The organism is Flagellimonas eckloniae, from assembly GCF_001413955.1.
Lineage (GTDB): Bacteria > Bacteroidota > Bacteroidia > Flavobacteriales > Flavobacteriaceae > Flagellimonas > Flagellimonas eckloniae.
The window spans coordinates 1,591,014-1,610,643 of record NZ_LCTZ01000002.1 but is presented as its reverse complement, the minus strand read 5'-3'; the positions used below and the strand labels follow the sequence as shown (position 1 = coordinate 1,610,643).

Genomic DNA, 19,630 nt, shown 5'->3' with positions numbered 1-19,630 from the left:
TTTATTCTTGATAGCCATTTTTTTTGCCACAGCTGCCTTTGGCCAAGAAACGTTTTTGGATGATTTCAACATAGAATCTTACACGGAAAACGATGGAACGCGGAACTTTTTATCCGGTTGGGATGAGACTGGGGATGATGATGATGCGGCCAACGGTACGATTGAAGTGATTCTTTCCAGGGGGGAATTGGAACTCAGAAATATAGATAACGATTATATTACCAGGGACTTGGATTTATCTGGGGCAATAGCAGTTACCTTGACCCTTAGCTATAACAGAACCAATGGAAATGAGCCTTTATTGGTGCAACTTTACGATGGTTCATCATACAATACAATAGCTACGTTAAACGGTACGGGTACACTTTCATATGACTTGGCAGTAAACGAAATTTCGGCTTCATCTTCAATACGTTTTAGGGGTGATGGCACAAATTGGGGAGGTAGTGAGAGAATCTATATTGATGACGTACTTTTTACTGCAACATATGGGCCGGATTCAGATAGCGATGGCATATACGATATGTTTGATGCTGATGATGACAATGACGGTATTTTGGATGCTGTTGAAGCTCCGAATACCAATACAGTTTTATGGGTGGATGACGATGGAGTACCCACAACCTCGGAACAAAATGCAATTGATAAATTAAACCTTTTGGGTTATACTGTGACCGTTGTTGCGGACAATGTTGGAGGTAATGCCAATAACTATGCAGTTGTATTTATCTATGAAGATGCCAGCAGTGGAACCGCACTTGGAAACATAAGTAACCTAACAACTACAAGCAATGGAGTTGTTACCAGTGAGAATGCACTACATGATGATATACTTGGAGCTTCTACCGGGGGCAATAGTGTAACAAACATTGTAAACATAACCAACAATACGCACCCTATAACATCTGGTCTGTCGTTGGGGAATTATGATATTGGAGACGCATCATACCATGCAAATGGAATAACTTCGGGTACAATTTTGGGAAACCATCCCAATGGCTCTGTATCACTTGCCGCTTGGGAAAATGGTGATGCAATGGAAGTAGGCACAGCACCTGGGCGAAGAGTTATAGTACCCCATTCAAATCAAGGAGGGTCTGGCTTTAATTTAGCTGGTGAAGACCTTTTGGTAAATGCCATTATTTGGGGAGCTGGTATAGATAGTGATAAGGATGGAGTAGAAGACCGTTTGGATTTAGATAGCGATAATGATGGTATTTACGATGTAATTGAAGCTGGTCATGAACAAGCACAAACATCAGGTCGTCTAACAGGAGCTGTTGGTGCAGACGGTGTGCCAGATAGTGTGCAGGCCAGTGGACAAGAAGATAGTGGAACGGTAAACTATACCGTTGCCGATTCAGACACAGATGGTACTAACGATTATTTAGAACTTGATAGTGATAACGATGGATGTAACGATGTGGTTGAGGCCGGATTCACCGAAAACGGTAGTATCACCGGAGAACTTGATGGTTCAGGATATGATACAACAACCGGTGTGGTAACCGGCAATGCTGATGGTTATACAACACCGAATGATGCAGATACCAACAGCACTTTCGATTATACAGAAGCAGGTACTGTACCAACAATTTCAACACAACCACAGGACCAAACTGTAAATCCAGGTGATGATGCCATATTTTCAGTTGTGGCTGTAGGTACGTCGCTTTCATATCAATGGCAAAGAAGTACCAACGGAGGTACAAGTTTTAGCGATATTTCAGGAGCCACTTCTTCGTCTTATACGGCAATCAATGTATTATCATCTCAAGATGGGTACTTATATCAAGTAATTATAACGGATGATACATATATATGTACCACGATTACTTCAGTTCAGGCTGAGTTGATTGTTAATCCAGATGCGGATGGCGATGGTATTGTTGATTCATTGGATAATTGCCCAACTGAAGCTAATCCCTTACAAGAAGACAATGATGGTGATGGCATTGGGGATATTTGTGATTTAGACGATGATAATGATGGTGTTTTGGACAGTGATGAGTGTCTGGGAGTGGTATGTTTGGAACCAATTGTGAATGAAGGTCTTGAAAGTCCAACAATTCCCTCCAGTACTTATCGAATTTTGGATGCTGATGATATACCAGGTTGGGAAACTACCTCTACGGACAATAAAATTGAAATATGGTCTACAGGTTTTTATGGTGTTCCATCTTTTGAAGGAAATCAGTTTGCAGAATTAAATGCCACGCAAAATTCGGCCTTATATCAAATATTGTGTTTAACCCCAGGTTCAGTAGTACAATGGTCTGTAAGACATAGAGGGCGTGGTGGTACAGATGTGGCTGAAGTGAAAATTGGTGCAGATTTGGCTTCAGCAACTGTAGAAACTACCATGACCAGTCCAAATACAGCCTGGGTTTATTATACAGGAAGTTATACAGTACCAGCAGGTCAAAGTAATACCTATTTTATATTTGAGGCGGTATCTACAGGTTCAGGAAGTATCTCTAGTGGTAATTTTATAGACGATGTGCAGATTTCAGTAACATCGACCCCAACATGCCAAGATTCAGATACCGACGGCGTCTTTGATAATTTTGATGTGGATGCGGACAATGATGGTATTTATGATATTGTTGAAAATAATAATGGAAGTCTGGATGCCAATAATGATGGAGTAATAGATAGCAGTAATGGTTCAGTGGGCGATAACGGTGTTTATGATGTAATAGAAACCTCGGTGGATAGTGGAATCTTAGACCCTGCGTATGCTCCCACAGATACCGATACCGATGGTGTGCCAGATTACGTAGAATTTGATAGTGACAATGACGGTTGTAACGATGTTCTTGAGGCGGGCTTTACAGAGAGCGGTACAAAACCAGGAGAACTCCAAGGAACCGGATATAATTCAGATGGTTCAGTAAGTGGAAATTCTGACGGTTATACGACTCCAAATGATATAGATAGCAATAGTACCTTTGATTTTCAGGAAGCAACTACTCCACCAGCAATTACAGTTCAACCTGTTGATGCAACTACATGTCCAGGATGTGGAACAACATTTGGGGTTACAGTTACAGACGCAAATACTTATCAGTGGCAGCGTTTTAATGGCGCATCTTGGGAAAATATAATGGACACAGGAATCTATAGTGGATCAACCACAAGTACGTTAACAGTAACCAACCCTACCACAGCAAATGATGGGGAGCAATATCGGGTATTGGTATCGAACACCGTATATATATGTAGTTCTGCAACCTCAAGCACGGTAGTGCTGTCTATTCGCGTAGCAAGTGTAATCACAAATAGAAGAATTACGTACAGGGTTAAGAAAAATTGATATAAATATGCAAGAAACATGCTTTTTTGCCCATTGAACAACTCTTTTTCAATTCTTTACAACATTTTTTAGATAACGGTTTACCACAATTCTATCTTTATTGAGATTTTGATAGTATTGAAAATACACCTATCAATTTCACAATTAACATCTTTAGATGAAAAACCTCTATATCAAAAGTCTAATACTTTTTATCCTTTTTTTAGGAACAGTTACCGTATCTGGGCAAACTACAATTTGGTTTGAGGATTTTGAAAGTCCAACAGCCGTTCAAGATGTCTCGGGAACAGCAACAGGACCAGAAGCAACAACATGGACCGTTTCAGGTGAGACCCATAATAACGTTATTAGACGGTTAGATGTGGAAAACTTGAGCGGTGATCAGGTAATGCATGGTAGAAATACAGATGAAATTGAAACTTGGTCCACAGGGTCAATAGATATATCTGGATACACCAATGTTCAGTTTAGCTTGGACGCTGGATTCAACGAAGTGGAAAACGGCGGTGGTCCTGCGGGTACTACATTCGATAGGTTTTCAGGTTCGTATAGAATTGATGGTGGGAGCTGGATAGATTATCAATCTTCTACCTTAAATGGAGTGTCATCGTCATATTCGATTACTGGACTGTCCGGCTCAACATTGGAGATTCGGGCACAATTTGCTACAAATGCAAATAGCGACAATGAATATTATTTTATAGATGATGTTTTGGTGGAAGGTACTGCTGTAGCAACTACATGTACAACAGAGTCCACATCTCCTAACATTTCAATACCTGATAACAATGCCACTGGAGTCTCGAGAACGGTCAACTTTTCTACAACCAGTTCTGTAACCGATGTAAATGTCACAGTAGATATAACACATCCATGGGATTCAGATCTAACCATTACTTTAAGTAGTCCAACAGGAACATCGGTGGAATTGTCATCGGGTAATGGAGGTAGTGGTGATGACTATACAAGTACAGTTTTTGACGATTCAGGAGGAACAGATATTACCTCAGGATCAGCTCCATTTACAGGGACTTTTAGGCCAGAAGGTAATTTGAGTGATTTTATTGGAGAAAATCCAAGCGGGAATTGGACCTTGACTGTTGCTGATAATGCAGGTTCCGATGTGGGTACATTGAATAGCTTCTCGGTTGAGGTATGTACATTGGCCCCTACAGATCCAGATTTGGCCGTTACCAAAACCGTTGACGATAGCACACCAAATGAAGGGTCTAATATAGTTTACACACTTTCTGTAACAAACAATGGTCCTGTAGATGCCACAAATGTTAGCATAACGGATATTTTACCTGCTGGTGTGTCTTTTGTAGGCGATGACGGTTCTTACAATTCAGGGACTGGCGTTTGGACAATTGGTAGTTTAACCAATGGATCAACAGCAACACTGAATATTACAGCTAGTGTGAATGGTGGTACAAGTGGTTCCACAATAACAAATACAATAACTGCTGTGAGTGCAGACCAAACAGATAGTAACGCTACAGCCGATGACTTAAGCGAATCCATAGTACCAACCGTAGATCAACCTCCTGTACTTACAGTGACCGGAGATCAGGCATACTGTCCCGGTACTTCACAAGCAATAGTGGAGACCATTAGCATTACCGATGCAGATGATACAACAACTGATGCTATTTATATCCAAATTTCTTCAGGATATATAAATGGTGAAGATTTATTGACCCTTACCGGAACACATCCAAATATTACGGCTACATGGGATGCAACGGAAGGAGAACTTACACTTCAGGGCCCGACAACATACGCAGAATTTGAAACCGCTATTTTAGCCGTGGAATATTCAAGCAGTGCTGCAAGTCCAACGGGAACTAGACAATTTTCAATTACTCCTGGTAGTGCAAATTTTTTACCCCCCACAGGTCACTATTATGAATTTATTTCCAGTCCCAATATCACATGGACAGCGGCAAGAGATGCTGCTGCTTTAAGAACATATTTTGGCTTACAAGGATATTTAGCGACCCTAACTTCCCAAGCGGAAGCAGATTTTTCAGGTTCACAAGCTTTAGGAGTAGGCTGGATTGGTGGTAGTGATGCTGCAACGGAAGGAGATTGGAGATGGGTTACGGGGCCAGAAGGCCTTGCCAATGCAGGTACAGGAACTCCTTTTTGGTCTGGAACTGCAGGAGGTACAACTACTGCCCCCGATTTTTTTGCTTTTTGGAATTCAGGAGAACCCAATCAATCAGGAAATGAAGACTATGCACATATTACAGACGTTTCAGTAACTTCATCACCAGGGTCTTGGAATGATTTACCAAATACAACTGCTACCTCTGGAGCATATCAAGCACAGGGATATGTAGTGGAATATGGAGGTACCACGGGAGATCCTGTCTTAAGCATTACAGGAGTTACCACTATTACCATTGATAATGTGGATCCAACAGCAAGCAATCCATCTCCGGTTACTGTGAATTGTTCTGCGGACATTCCAACGGTAGATATTACGGATGTTACCGATGAAGCAGACAATTGTACTGCAAGTCCTACGGTCACCCATATAAGCGATGTTAGTGATGGAGGAACCAATCCAGAAATAATTACAAGAACGTACAGAGTAACAGATGACGCAGGTAACTTTATAGATGTGACTCAAACAATCACTATAAGTCCAATTACAATAGATATTCAACCCACTGACCAAACCGTAGGCTTGGGAAGCAATGGTACGTTTGCTTCAAGTACAAGCAATACAGATACCTACCAATGGCAAGTGAGTACCAATGGTGGAGGAAGTTTTTCAAATGTATCCAATGGATCGGAATATTCTGGGACAACTACAGAAACATTGACTGTACTGGCCCCAGGTTTGACCAAAGATGGATATGTCTACAGAATTATTGTATCTAATTCAACAGGAACTTGTTCCTCCATAACTTCTTCTGAAGTGACATTAACAATTGCAATTGATAGTGATTCGGACGGTATTTCAGACATTACAGATTTAGATGATGATAATGATGGTATTTTGGATACTGTTGAATCTCCAAAAACAGTATTATGGGTAACCAATGGCACTCCGGGTTCCGAAGAACAGAATACAATAGATAAGTTAACAGCATTGGGCTACACAGTTACTGTGGTTGATGATGGAGTGGGTGGAGATGCCAACAATTATGGAGTAACTTTTCTTTACGAAGACGTAATTAGTAGTACGGCCTTAGCCAATGTGTCCAATTTAACAACTACCACGAATGGTGTCATAACAAGTGAACCAGCTTTACATGATGATATATTGGGAGCATCCGCCGGAGGAAATGGATCTTCAACTGAAGTAAATATTACAAATAATATACATCCAATAACTTCTGGTCTATCATTGGGAAATTACAATATAGGTGATGCCCAATATTATGGAAATGGACTGACTACAGGGACAGTTTTAGGTCAAGATCCTAGCAGTGGAGAAGCATCAATTGTAATATGGGAAGAAGGTGATGCAATGGAAACTGGAACTGCACCAGGAAAAAGGGCAATAGTGCCCCATGCAAATGGAAATGGAGGATTTAACTCTGCAGGAGAAGATTTATTGGTTAATGCAATAATTTGGACAGCAGCTATTGATACAGATAATGACGGAGTTTATGATGATTTGGATTTGGATAGTGATAATGACGGAATTTACGATGCCGTTGAAGCGGGTCATGATCAAGCCCATTCAAGTGGTCGTCTAACGGGAACGGTAGGCACAGATGGAGTTCCAGACAGTGTTCAGGCCAGTGGGCAAGAAAACAGTGGAACAGTAAATTATACGATTTCGGATTCAGATTCAGATGGAAATAATGATTATTTGGAATCCGATAGTGATAACGATGGCTGTAACGATTCTGATGAGGCATATGCAGATACAAATGCAGATTCTGATGATAATGGCACATATGGTTCAGGAATACCTTCTATCAATACAGATGGATCTGTTCAAACCGCTTCATATGTAACGCCTGTGGACGGAAATTCCAATACAACTTTTGACTTCAGGGAAGCTGCTACGCCACCAGCTATTACGGTTCAACCTACTGACACAACTACCTGCCCAGGATGTTCAACAACATTCGGTGTAACAGCTACAAATACAGATACCTATCAATGGCAACGTTTTAATGGGTCATCATGGGAAAATGTAACCAATACTGGAATTTATAGTGGAGCAACTACAAGTTCGCTAACGCTTACCAATCCAACAAGCGCAGAAAATGGAGAACAGTATAGAGTATTGGTTTTAAACTCGGCTTACATATGTAGTTTTGAGACTTCAAATACTGCGGTTTTAACCATAAGGGTTTCTTCTGTAATCACTAACCGAAGAATCACGTATAGAGTCAAGAAAAACTAAAGCAAAATCAATTATTACTGTAATTTTTTTGCTAAGTCTTGGAATCACATATCTTAATTTATCTAAATATCCTTCACACATATTAAAATTAATAGAGTGTTTTTGAATCTAATTCACAGTGAAAAAAATGTTTTTTAACAAGTAAAATTTCACAATAATTTAGGTTTTAACAGGCATCATTATAGAATTCTATAATGATGATAACCTTTGAAAATACTGCTTTTATCGACCAATAACCTTAAGAAAATCTTAATAGTTAAGGTCGATGACTTCAATTTTTAACAGCTATACATTCGGTTTTAAGGAGTACACAACAAATATTTCTTTCCCCTATAGGTAAAAGTAATTTTGTAAAGTGTAGAAGTATCCAAAATGCAGTATTGATGGATATGGGCACAAAACAAACAAAACAGATTACAAAACAGATTACAAAAAAGATTACAAAAAAGATAGTACATACGATGTCAATTAACAATAACCCCATGAAAAAGAGCATCATAATAATAGCTTTCCTTTTCTTTACAGGATTTGCTTTCTCACAGACTACGGTAACCTTGCAAGATCAATGCAATTGTGAAGTTCTAAGTGGAACCACAGTTACAACACCTGGAGTAGCAACACCGGCAGGAGCTGACGCCGGAGATATTTATGTAAACACCAATACAGGTACCATCTATTTTTGGGATGGTGATTCTTGGGAACTAACTTCATCAGATGACCAGCAACTAACAGGTTTTGCTTTTGATGGAATTACAAATGAATTGACATTGACTTTGGAAAATGGGGGAAGTGTAAATGTTGATTTAAGTAGCTTGAGTGATACCCTTACGGATACAAATACCACTGTAGCTTCTTTTGGTATTGATGGAACAAATACGAATCTGGTAATTACAGATTCAGATACAAATACATTTTCAATTGCTTTAGCAGATATTGCAGCTTTGGTTAATACCGACGACCAGACCCTATCCGAAGTGCTTACGGAAGGCAACGATGCCAATGGATTGGTACTTACCGGCCTAGGCACCCCGACAGCCGGGAGTGACGCTGCCACGAAGGCCTATGTCGACGGTCTTGCGGATGATGATATCAGTGCTGTTGCCTTTGACGGCACGAACCTGAGTGTAACGGAGAGCGGCACGACGTTATCCGCTGACATCTCTGCCCTTGACGATTCTGCGGGGGTTACGGCTAACGCTGGCAACATAGCGACCAACACGACCGACATAGCAACGAATGCTGGTGGCATAACCACGAACGCTGGCAACATCGCCACGAACGCCACTGACATCGCGAACCATATCGCGGCGGACGACGATACGGACGATACGAACGAGCTACAGGACATAGAGGAAGTGCTTACGGAAGGCAACGATGCCAATGGATTGGTACTTACCGGCCTAGGCACCCCGACAGCCGGGAGTGACGCTGCCACGAAGGCCTATGTCGACGGTCTTGCGGATGATGATATCAGTGCTGTTGCCTTTGACGGCACGAACCTGAGTGTAACGGAGAGCGGCACGACGTTATCCGCTGACATCTCTGCCCTTGACGATTCTGCGGGGGTTACGGCTAACGCTGGCAACATAGCGACCAACACGACCGACATAGCAACGAATGCTGGTGGCATAACCACGAACGCTGGCAACATCGCCACGAACGCCACTGACATCGCGAACCATATCGCGGCGGACGACGATACGGACGATACGAACGAGCTACAGGACATAGAGGAAGTGCTTACGGAAGGCAACGATGCCAATGGATTGGTACTTACCGGCCTAGGCACCCCGACAGCCGGGAATGACGCTGCCACGAAGGCCTATGTCGACGGTCTTGCGGATGATGATATCAGTGCTGTTGCCTTTGACGGCACGAACCTGAGTGTAACGGAGAGCGGCACGACGTTATCCGCTGACATCTCTGCCCTTGACGATTCTGCGGGGGTTACGGCTAACGCTGGCAACATAGCGACCAACACGACCGACATAGCAACGAATGCTGGTGGCATAACCACGAACGCTGGCAACATCGCCACGAACGCCACTGACATCGCGAACCATATCGCGGCGGACGACGATACGGACGATACGAACGAGCTACAGGACATAGAGGAAGTGCTTACGGAAGGCAACGATGCCAATGGATTGGTACTTACCGGCCTAGGCACCCCGACAGCCGGGAGTGACGCTGCCACGAAGGCCTATGTCGACGGTCTTGCGGATGATGATATCAGTGCTGTTGCCTTTGACGGCACGAACCTGAGTGTAACGGAGAGCGGCACGACGTTATCCGCTGACATCTCTGCCCTTGACGATTCTGCGGGGGTTACGGCTAACGCTGGCAACATAGCGACCAACACGACCGACATAGCAACGAATGCTGGTGGCATAACCACGAACGCTGGCAACATCGCCACGAACGCCACTGACATCGCGAACCATATCGCGGCGGACGACGATACGGACGATACGAATGAATATAATACGGGTAGTGGTATTACTGCTGGTAGTGTTCAAATTACGGATGGTGGGGGAACAGAGTCGGTAAACCTTATAAGTGCCGATGCAAACAATGACATTGCAGCGGGAACAGATGGCGCCCTTTATTTAAATGTTGCCTCGGTAACGATTTCAGAAACCAACACCATATTAGGTTTTAATGGCGCGACGAATGAATTGAGCTACACTAATGAGTTGGGTAACAATCCAGCTGTTGACATCTCTGCCCTTGACGATTCTGCGGGGGTTACGGCTAACGCTGGCAACATAGCGACCAACACGACCGACATAGCAACGAATGCTGGTGGCATAACCACGAACGCTGGCAACATCGCCACGAACGCCACTGACATCGCGAACCATATCGCGGCGGACGACGATACGGACGATACGAACGAGCTACAGGACATAGAGGAAGTGCTTACGGAAGGCAACGATGCCAATGGATTGGTACTTACCGGCCTAGGCACCCCGACAGCCGGGAGTGACGCTGCCACGAAGGCCTATGTCGACGGTCTTGCGGATGATGATATCAGTGCTGTTGCCTTTGACGGCACGAACCTGAGTGTAACGGAGAGCGGCACGACGTTATCCGCTGACATCTCTGCCCTTGACGATTCTGCGGGGGTTACGGCTAACGCTGGCAACATAGCGACCAACACGACCGACATAGCAACGAATGCTGGTGGCATAACCACGAACGCTGGCAACATCGCCACGAACGCCACTGACATCGCGAACCATATCGCGGCGGACGACGATACGGACGATACGAACGAGCTACAGGACATAGAGGAAGTGCTTACGGAAGGCAACGATGCCAATGGATTGGTACTTACCGGCCTAGGCACCCCGACAGCCGGGAGTGACGCTGCCACGAAGGCCTATGTCGACGGTCTTGCGGATGATGATATCAGTGCTGTTGCCTTTGACGGCACGAACCTGAGTGTAACGGAGAGCGGCACGACGTTATCCGCTGACATCTCTGCCCTTGACGATTCTGCGGGGGTTACGGCTAACGCTGGCAACATAGCGACCAACACGACCGACATAGCAACGAATGCTGGTGGCATAACCACGAACGCTGGCAACATCGCCACGAACGCCACTGACATCGCGAACCATATCGCGGCGGACGACGATACGGACGATACGAACGAGCTACAGGACATAGAGGAAGTGCTTACGGAAGGCAACGATGCCAATGGATTGGTACTTACCGGCCTAGGCACCCCGACAGCCGGGAATGACGCTGCCACGAAGGCCTATGTCGACGGTCTTGCGGATGATGATATCAGTGCTGTTGCCTTTGACGGCACGAACCTGAGTGTAACGGAGAGCGGCACGACGTTATCCGCTGACATCTCTGCCCTTGACGATTCTGCGGGGGTTACGGCTAACGCTGGCAACATAGCGACCAACACGACCGACATAGCAACGAATGCTGGTGGCATAACCACGAACGCTGGCAACATCGCCACGAACGCCACTGACATCGCGAACCATATCGCGGCGGACGACGATACGGACGATACGAATGAATATAATACGGGTAGTGGTATTACTGCTGGTAGTGTTCAAATTACGGATGGTGGGGGAACAGAGTCGGTAAACCTTATAAGTGCCGATGCAAACAATGACATTGCAGCGGGAACAGATGGCGCCCTTTATTTAAATGTTGCCTCGGTAACGATTTCAGAAACCAACACCATATTAGGTTTTAATGGCGCGACGAATGAATTGAGCTACACTAATGAGTTGGGTAACAATCCAGCTGTTGACATCTCTGCCCTTGACGATTCTGCGGGGGTTACGGCTAACGCTGGCAACATAGCGACCAACACGACCGACATAGCAACGAATGCTGGTGGCATAACCACGAACGCTGGCAACATCGCCACGAACGCCACTGACATCGCGAACCATATCGCGGCGGACGACGATACGGACGATACGAACGAGCTACAGGACATAGAGGAAGTGCTTACGGAAGGCAACGATGCCAATGGATTGGTACTTACCGGCCTAGGCACCCCGACAGCCGGGAGTGACGCTGCCACGAAGGCCTATGTCGACGGTCTTGCGGATGATGATATCAGTGCTGTTGCCTTTGACGGCACGAACCTGAGTGTAACGGAGAGCGGCACGACGTTATCCGCTGACATCTCTGCCCTTGACGATTCTGCGGGGGTTACGGCTAACGCTGGCAACATAGCGACCAACACGACCGACATAGCAACGAATGCTGGTGGCATAACCACGAACGCTGGCAACATCGCCACGAACGCCACTGACATCGCGAACCATATCGCGGCGGACGACGATACGGACGATACGAATGAATATAATACGGGTAGTGGTATTACTGCTGGTAGTGTTCAAATTACGGATGGTGGGGGAACAGAGTCGGTAAACCTTATAAGTGCCGATGCAAACAATGACATTGCAGCGGGAACAGATGGCGCCCTTTATTTAAATGTTGCCTCGGTAACGATTTCAGAAACCAACACCATATTAGGTTTTAATGGCGCGACGAATGAATTGAGCTACACTAATGAGTTGGGTAACAATCCAGCTGTTGACATCTCTGCCCTTGACGATTCTGCGGGGGTTACGGCTAACGCTGGCAACATAGCGACCAACACGACCGACATAGCAACGAATGCTGGTGGCATAACCACGAACGCTGGCAACATCGCCACGAACGCCACTGACATCGCGAACCATATCGCGGCGGACGACGATACGGACGATACGAACGAGCTACAGGACATAGAGGAAGTGCTTACGGAAGGCAACGATGCCAATGGATTGGTACTTACCGGCCTAGGCACCCCGACAGCCGGGAGTGACGCTGCCACGAAGGCCTATGTCGACGGTCTTGCGGATGATGATATCAGTGCTGTTGCCTTTGACGGCACGAACCTGAGTGTAACGGAGAGCGGCACGACGTTATCCGCTGACATCTCTGCCCTTGACGATTCTGCGGGGGTTACGGCTAACGCTGGCAACATAGCGACCAACACGACCGACATAGCAACGAATGCTGGTGGCATAACCACGAACGCTGGCAACATCGCCACGAACGCCACTGACATCGCGAACCATATCGCGGCGGACGACGATACGGACGATACGAACGAGCTACAGGACATAGAGGAAGTGCTTACGGAAGGCAACGATGCCAATGGATTGGTACTTACCGGCCTAGGCACCCCGACAGCCGGGAGTGACGCTGCCACGAAGGCCTATGTCGACGGTCTTGCGGATGATGATATCAGTGCTGTTGCCTTTGACGGCACGAACCTGAGTGTAACGGAGAGCGGCACGACGTTATCCGCTGACATCTCTGCCCTTGACGATTCTGCGGGGGTTACGGCTAACGCTGGCAACATAGCGACCAACACGACCGACATAGCAACGAATGCTGGTGGCATAACCACGAACGCTGGCAACATCGCCACGAACGCCACTGACATCGCGAACCATATCGCGGCGGACGACGATACGGACGATACGAACGAGCTACAGGACATAGAGGAAGTGCTTACGGAAGGCAACGATGCCAATGGATTGGTACTTACCGGCCTAGGCACCCCGACAGCCGGGAATGACGCTGCCACGAAGGCCTATGTCGACGGTCTTGCGGATGATGATATCAGTGCTGTTGCCTTTGACGGCACGAACCTGAGTGTAACGGAGAGCGGCACGACGTTATCCGCTGACATCTCTGCCCTTGACGATTCTGCGGGGGTTACGGCTAACGCTGGCAACATAGCGACCAACACGACCGACATAGCAACGAATGCTGGTGGCATAACCACGAACGCTGGCAACATCGCCACGAACGCCACTGACATCGCGAACCATATCGCGGCGGACGACGATACGGACGATACGAACGAGCTACAGGACATAGAGGAAGTGCTTACGGAAGGCAACGATGCCAATGGATTGGTACTTACCGGCCTAGGCACCCCGACAGCCGGGAGTGACGCTGCCACGAAGGCCTATGTCGACGGTCTTGCGGATGATGATATCAGTGCTGTTGCCTTTGACGGCACGAACCTGAGTGTAACGGAGAGCGGCACGACGTTATCCGCTGACATCTCTGCCCTTGACGATTCTGCGGGGGTTACGGCTAACGCTGGCAACATAGCGACCAACACGACCGACATAGCAACGAATGCTGGTGGCATAACCACGAACGCTGGCAACATCGCCACGAACGCCACTGACATCGCGAACCATATCGCGGCGGACGACGATACGGACGATACGAACGAGCTACAGGACATAGAGGAAGTGCTTACGGAAGGCAACGATGCCAATGGATTGGTACTTACCGGCCTAGGCACCCCGACAGCCGGGAGTGACGCTGCCACGAAGGCCTATGTCGACGGTCTTGCGGATGATGATATCAGTGCTGTTGCCTTTGACGGCACGAACCTGAGTGTAACGGAGAGCGGCACGACGTTATCCGCTGACATCTCTGCCCTTGACGATTCTGCGGGGGTTACGGCTAACGCTGGCAACATAGCGACCAACACGACCGACATAGCAACGAATGCTGGTGGCATAACCACGAACGCTGGCAACATCGCCACGAACGCCACTGACATCGCGAACCATATCGCGGCGGACGACGATACGGACGATACGAACGAGCTACAGGACATAGAGGAAGTGCTTACGGAAGGCAACGATGCCAATGGATTGGTACTTACCGGCCTAGGCACCCCGACAGCCGGGAGTGACGCTGCCACGAAGGCCTATGTCGACGGTCTTGCGGATGATGATATCAGTGCTGTTGCCTTTGACGGCACGAACCTGAGTGTAACGGAGAGCGGCACGACGTTATCCGCTGACATCTCTGCCCTTGACGATTCTGCGGGGGTTACGGCTAACGCTGGCAACATAGCGACCAACACGACCGACATAGCAACGAATGCTGGTGGCATAACCACGAACGCTGGCAACATCGCCACGAACGCCACTGACATCGCGAACCATATCGCGGCGGACGACGATACGGACGATACGAACGAGCTACAGGACATAGAGGAAGTGCTTACGGAAGGCAACGATGCCAATGGATTGGTACTTACCGGCCTAGGCACCCCGACAGCCGGGAGTGACGCTGCCACGAAGGCCTATGTCGACGGTCTTGCGGATGATGATATCAGTGCTGTTGCCTTTGACGGCACGAACCTGAGTGTAACGGAGAGCGGCACGACGTTATCCGCTGACATCTCTGCCCTTGACGATTCTGCGGGGGTTACGGCTAACGCTGGCAACATAGCGACCAACACGACCGACATAGCAACGAATGCTGGTGGCATAACCACGAACGCTGGCAACATCGCCACGAACGCCACTGACATCGCGAACCATATCGCGGCGGACGACGATACGGACGATACGAACGAGCTACAGGACATAGAGGAAGTGCTTACGGAAGGCAACGATGCCAATGGATTGGTACTTACCGGCCTAGGCACCCCGACAGCCGGGAGTGACGCTGCCACGAAGGCCTATGTCGACGGTCTTGCGGATGATGATATCAGTGCTGTTGCCTTTGACGGCACGAACCTGAGTGTAACGGAGAGCGGCACGACGTTATCCGCTGACATCTCTGCCCTTGACGATTCTGCGGGGGTTACGGCTAACGCTGGCAACATAGCGACCAACACGACCGACATAGCAACGAATGCTGGTGGCATAACCACGAACGCTGGCAACATCGCCACGAACGCCACTGACATCGCGAACCATATCGCGGCGGACGACGATACGGACGATACGAACGAGATTGAATTGCCAACTGGAGGAACAAGCGGTCAGGTGTTGAGCACTAATGGAAGTGGAACATATTCATGGGTGGATGACACCAATGATGATGATCAAACCGCTGGAGAGGTTGATTTGAATACACCTGTAGATGTAGATGGTGGCTTAACAGATCCAGATGGAGCAGGACCAGAACCACCAAGAGCAAATGAAGAAACAGTTGAAGAAGCAATTCAAGCTATGGCACCAATAACTTCCAAAGCGGCACGGATTTTTTACCCACCATCTATAGCCATTGATGCTTCCACTACAGGGACACAAGTAATTGATTTGTATGCCCAGTATATCGCTCAGTATGGAACTCCAATGGTACGCAGTGATGATGGAGGACCAGATGAAGCACCTGCAGCTATACCTACATATGCTGATGATGAATTATATTATTATATAACCTATGCAGATCCTGCGGTATTCGATACAACATCAACCAGTGGACCTACAGAAATGACGATAACAGCTGATGGAGAATTGAGGATAACTGTTATTGCCCCACCAGCAGATTATAATTCATTGATCAACGTAGTATTTGTTGTAAAATAATAATGAAGACTAAATAAGAAATTTGAAATCAAACATTTTACATAAGTCTTTATTCATTGGATTATTCGTCTTTATTTTTGGGACGAGCTTTCTAAATGCACAATTCTTACTTCAAGCACCTAATAGTGGCGATGAGAGTAATTACCAATGGTACGAGGCTTCAGATTTAGGAACTGTTTTAAGTACAGCTTCCTTCTATGAAGCCACGCAGCCAGGAGTGTATTTTGCAACTTATGATGGAACCCTTTGTGGTTCCAATGCAACGGGATACTTTATCTTGACTGATTGCGTTGCTCCTGATAATGAAGTGACTTTAGATATTACAGCAAGTATTCCAACTGGGGCAACCGTGAGTTGGAGTCCTACAGTTACAGGAGATCAAACCCAACCTACTGTAACTAGCACGCCAACAGTGATGCGCTATACAGCAACAATTTCAAAAGCAGGAAATACTAGTGAACTACCGCGCTTTACTGTAGTTTGTATGAGTCAAGCTGGAATTTTGGTTGATGATTTGATAACTGTAAATGAAGATGAATCCATAGTAGTTCCCATTTTTGATAATGACTCAGATTTACCAACTGATGGTACATTAACAACAACAGACCCTGCGAATGGTTCCATTGCAATAGATAACAATGGAACGGCCAATGATCCAACAGACGATATAGTTACTTATACACCAGATGCGGATTATAATGGCGCAGACACATTTGATTATACGGTTTGCAACGCCTTTGGTGCATGCAGTACAGCAACGGTAACGGTCGATGTCTTGCCAATAGTTGATGCCCTGGACGATTCTGTAGCCACAGATCAAGATATTACCGTGGATATTGATATGCTTGCTAACGACAATGATTTACCAACTACTGGAACAATTACTACCACGAGTCCAGCAAATGGAACTATATTCCTTAATGATAATGGAACTGCAGGCGACCCTTCTGATGACTTTATTACCTACACACCAACTGCAGGTTTCCTAGGTTCGGACAGCTTGGATTATACCATTTGTGATGGAGTTGGAAATTGTAGTACAGCCACCATTACTATCATGGTTAATGTTCCTATGATTGATTTGGATGCAGATGATGATGGAATTGTTGATGCTTTTGAAGATTTAAACTCCGATTTGGATGATGATCCTACAACAAATCCAACAGATACAGATGGGGATACCATACCGGATTATTTGGATATTGATAGTGACAATGATGGAATTCCAGATAATGTTGAGGCTCAAGAAACAATAGGCTATATAGCACCAAGTCTTGTTGATGCAAATGACAATGGATTGGATGATGTATATGAAAATGGTGGCAATATTGGATTGATTCCGGTGGACACGGATAATGATTTAATTCCAGATTATGTTGATGAGGACAGTGATGATGATAATGTTCCGGATATAATTGAAGGTAATGATGCAGACCAAGATGGTATAGCTGATGTTACTATTACTGGATCGGACAAAGACAATGATGGCCTTGATGATGCTTTTGAAGGAAGTACCGTAATCGATTTGGACGTTAATGATGAAATAAACGATCCTACAATAGATCTAATGGATACCGATACTGATGGTGTTCCAGATTATAGGGATACCGATGATGACGATGATGGTATTGAAACCATAGATGAAGATTTGGATGAAGATGGAAATTACGCCAATGACGATTCAGACGGTGACAATATTCCTAATTATTTAGATCCTGATTTGGGGCCTACCCAAGTTGATGAAATAGATGTAATCAATGTGATTACTCCAAATGGAGATGGCATTCACGATGTGCTTACAATTAGAAATTTAGAAGATTATCCAAACAATACAGTAAAAATTTATAACAGGTGGGGTGTGCTGGTCTACGCAACCAATGCATACAACACAACAGGAAATGTCTTTGATGGCACTTCCGAAGGAAGAGTAACAGTAGATAAGGATAACAAGCTTCCAGTAGGTACGTATTTCTATATTATAGATTATGAAGACCCCAATGGAAACGTGAAACAACTTTCAGGTTACTTATATATCAACAGATAAAATAAATTGGTACTGTGGATAAAATGCGAATAAACAAAAAAATTAAAACCCTGGTTTTTGCAATGGTTTTTGCTTTTAGTGCATCAATTTATGCACAGCAGGATGCCCAGTACACCCAGTACATGTATAATACAGTCAGTGTTAATCCGGCATATGCGGGTTCTAGAGGTCATTTAAGTATTGCAGCTTTGTACCGCAACCAATGGTTGGGACTGGATGGCGCACCAGAGACACAAACCCTTAATCTTCATACTCCATTGGGATATAGAGGGGTTGGCTTGGGTGTATCCATAGTCAATGATAAAATTGGACCAACTTCTGAAACCTATTTTGATGTAGATATTTCATACACAATTCAAACTTCATTGGATGCCAAATTAAGTTTTGGACTAAAAGCCAGTGCACACATGCTGGATATCCGATTTTCAGAGTTGGATGAATTTGAGATTGATCCTCAGCTTCAAGCCCAAGGAGATATCCAAAATCAGTTTTCACCAAATATTGGAGCAGGAGTATACTATCATACAGAACGTTTTTATGCTGGACTTTCGGTGCCGCGTTTATTGGAAACTACCCATTTCGATGAATCTTCAATTTCGACTGCAACGGAACAGATTAATTGGTATGCCATCACCGGATATGTATGGGATTTAAACCCATTCTTAAAATTTAAGCCAACACTTTTGGCCAAAATGGTTCAAGGAGCACCTTTGCAGGCAGATATATCAGCAAATTTTATGCTTAATGAAAAGTTTGTGGGTGGTATTGCCTATAGATGGGATGCAGCATTTAGTGGTCTCATAGGTTTTAGAATTTCAGATGAAGTATTCATTGGAATCGCTTATGACCGTGAGATTACGGACTTAGGAGCCACAACCTTCAACGATGGGTCTTTTGAAGTGATATTTCGCTATGACTTTATCAAAAACCTTGGTAATTTAAAATCTCCCCGTTTCTTTTAAGTGCATTTTTAATAACATTTTAGACCTTCTATTTATTTATTT

The 19,630-nt window shown here is 45.5% G+C and carries 5 protein-coding genes; all 5 read left to right on the top strand.

What is annotated here, in order from left to right; all coding sequences use genetic code 11:
- The first annotated feature begins 7 nt into the window (after positions 1 to 7).
- The 5 genes from AAY42_RS06855 (at position 8) to AAY42_RS06835 (ending at position 19,588) form a co-directional block, all read left to right on the top strand.
- A complete protein-coding gene (locus AAY42_RS06855; RefSeq protein ID WP_139063676.1) occupies positions 8 to 3,316 on the top strand; it encodes a thrombospondin type 3 repeat-containing protein in 3,309 nt (1,102 codons plus the stop codon).
- Positions 3,317 to 3,473: 157 nt separating this feature from the next.
- On the top strand, positions 3,474 to 7,691 hold the full coding sequence (locus tag AAY42_RS06850) for a proprotein convertase P-domain-containing protein (protein ID WP_055393600.1): 4,218 nt from the start codon (positions 3,474 to 3,476) through the stop codon (positions 7,689 to 7,691).
- A gap of 482 nt (positions 7,692 to 8,173) precedes the next feature.
- Complete coding sequence (locus AAY42_RS06845) at positions 8,174 to 16,582, top strand: hypothetical protein (RefSeq protein ID WP_139063674.1); 8,409 nt, start codon at positions 8,174 to 8,176, stop codon at positions 16,580 to 16,582.
- A gap of 22 nt (positions 16,583 to 16,604) precedes the next feature.
- The gene (locus AAY42_RS06840) at positions 16,605 to 18,626 is read left to right on the top strand and encodes an Ig-like domain-containing protein (protein WP_055393596.1); all 2,022 of its coding nucleotides are present in this window, start codon (positions 16,605 to 16,607) and stop codon (positions 18,624 to 18,626) included.
- A gap of 23 nt (positions 18,627 to 18,649) precedes the next feature.
- Complete coding sequence (locus tag AAY42_RS06835; protein WP_055393595.1) at positions 18,650 to 19,588, top strand: PorP/SprF family type IX secretion system membrane protein; 939 nt, start codon at positions 18,650 to 18,652, stop codon at positions 19,586 to 19,588.
- Positions 19,589 to 19,630: the final 42 nt, after the last annotated feature.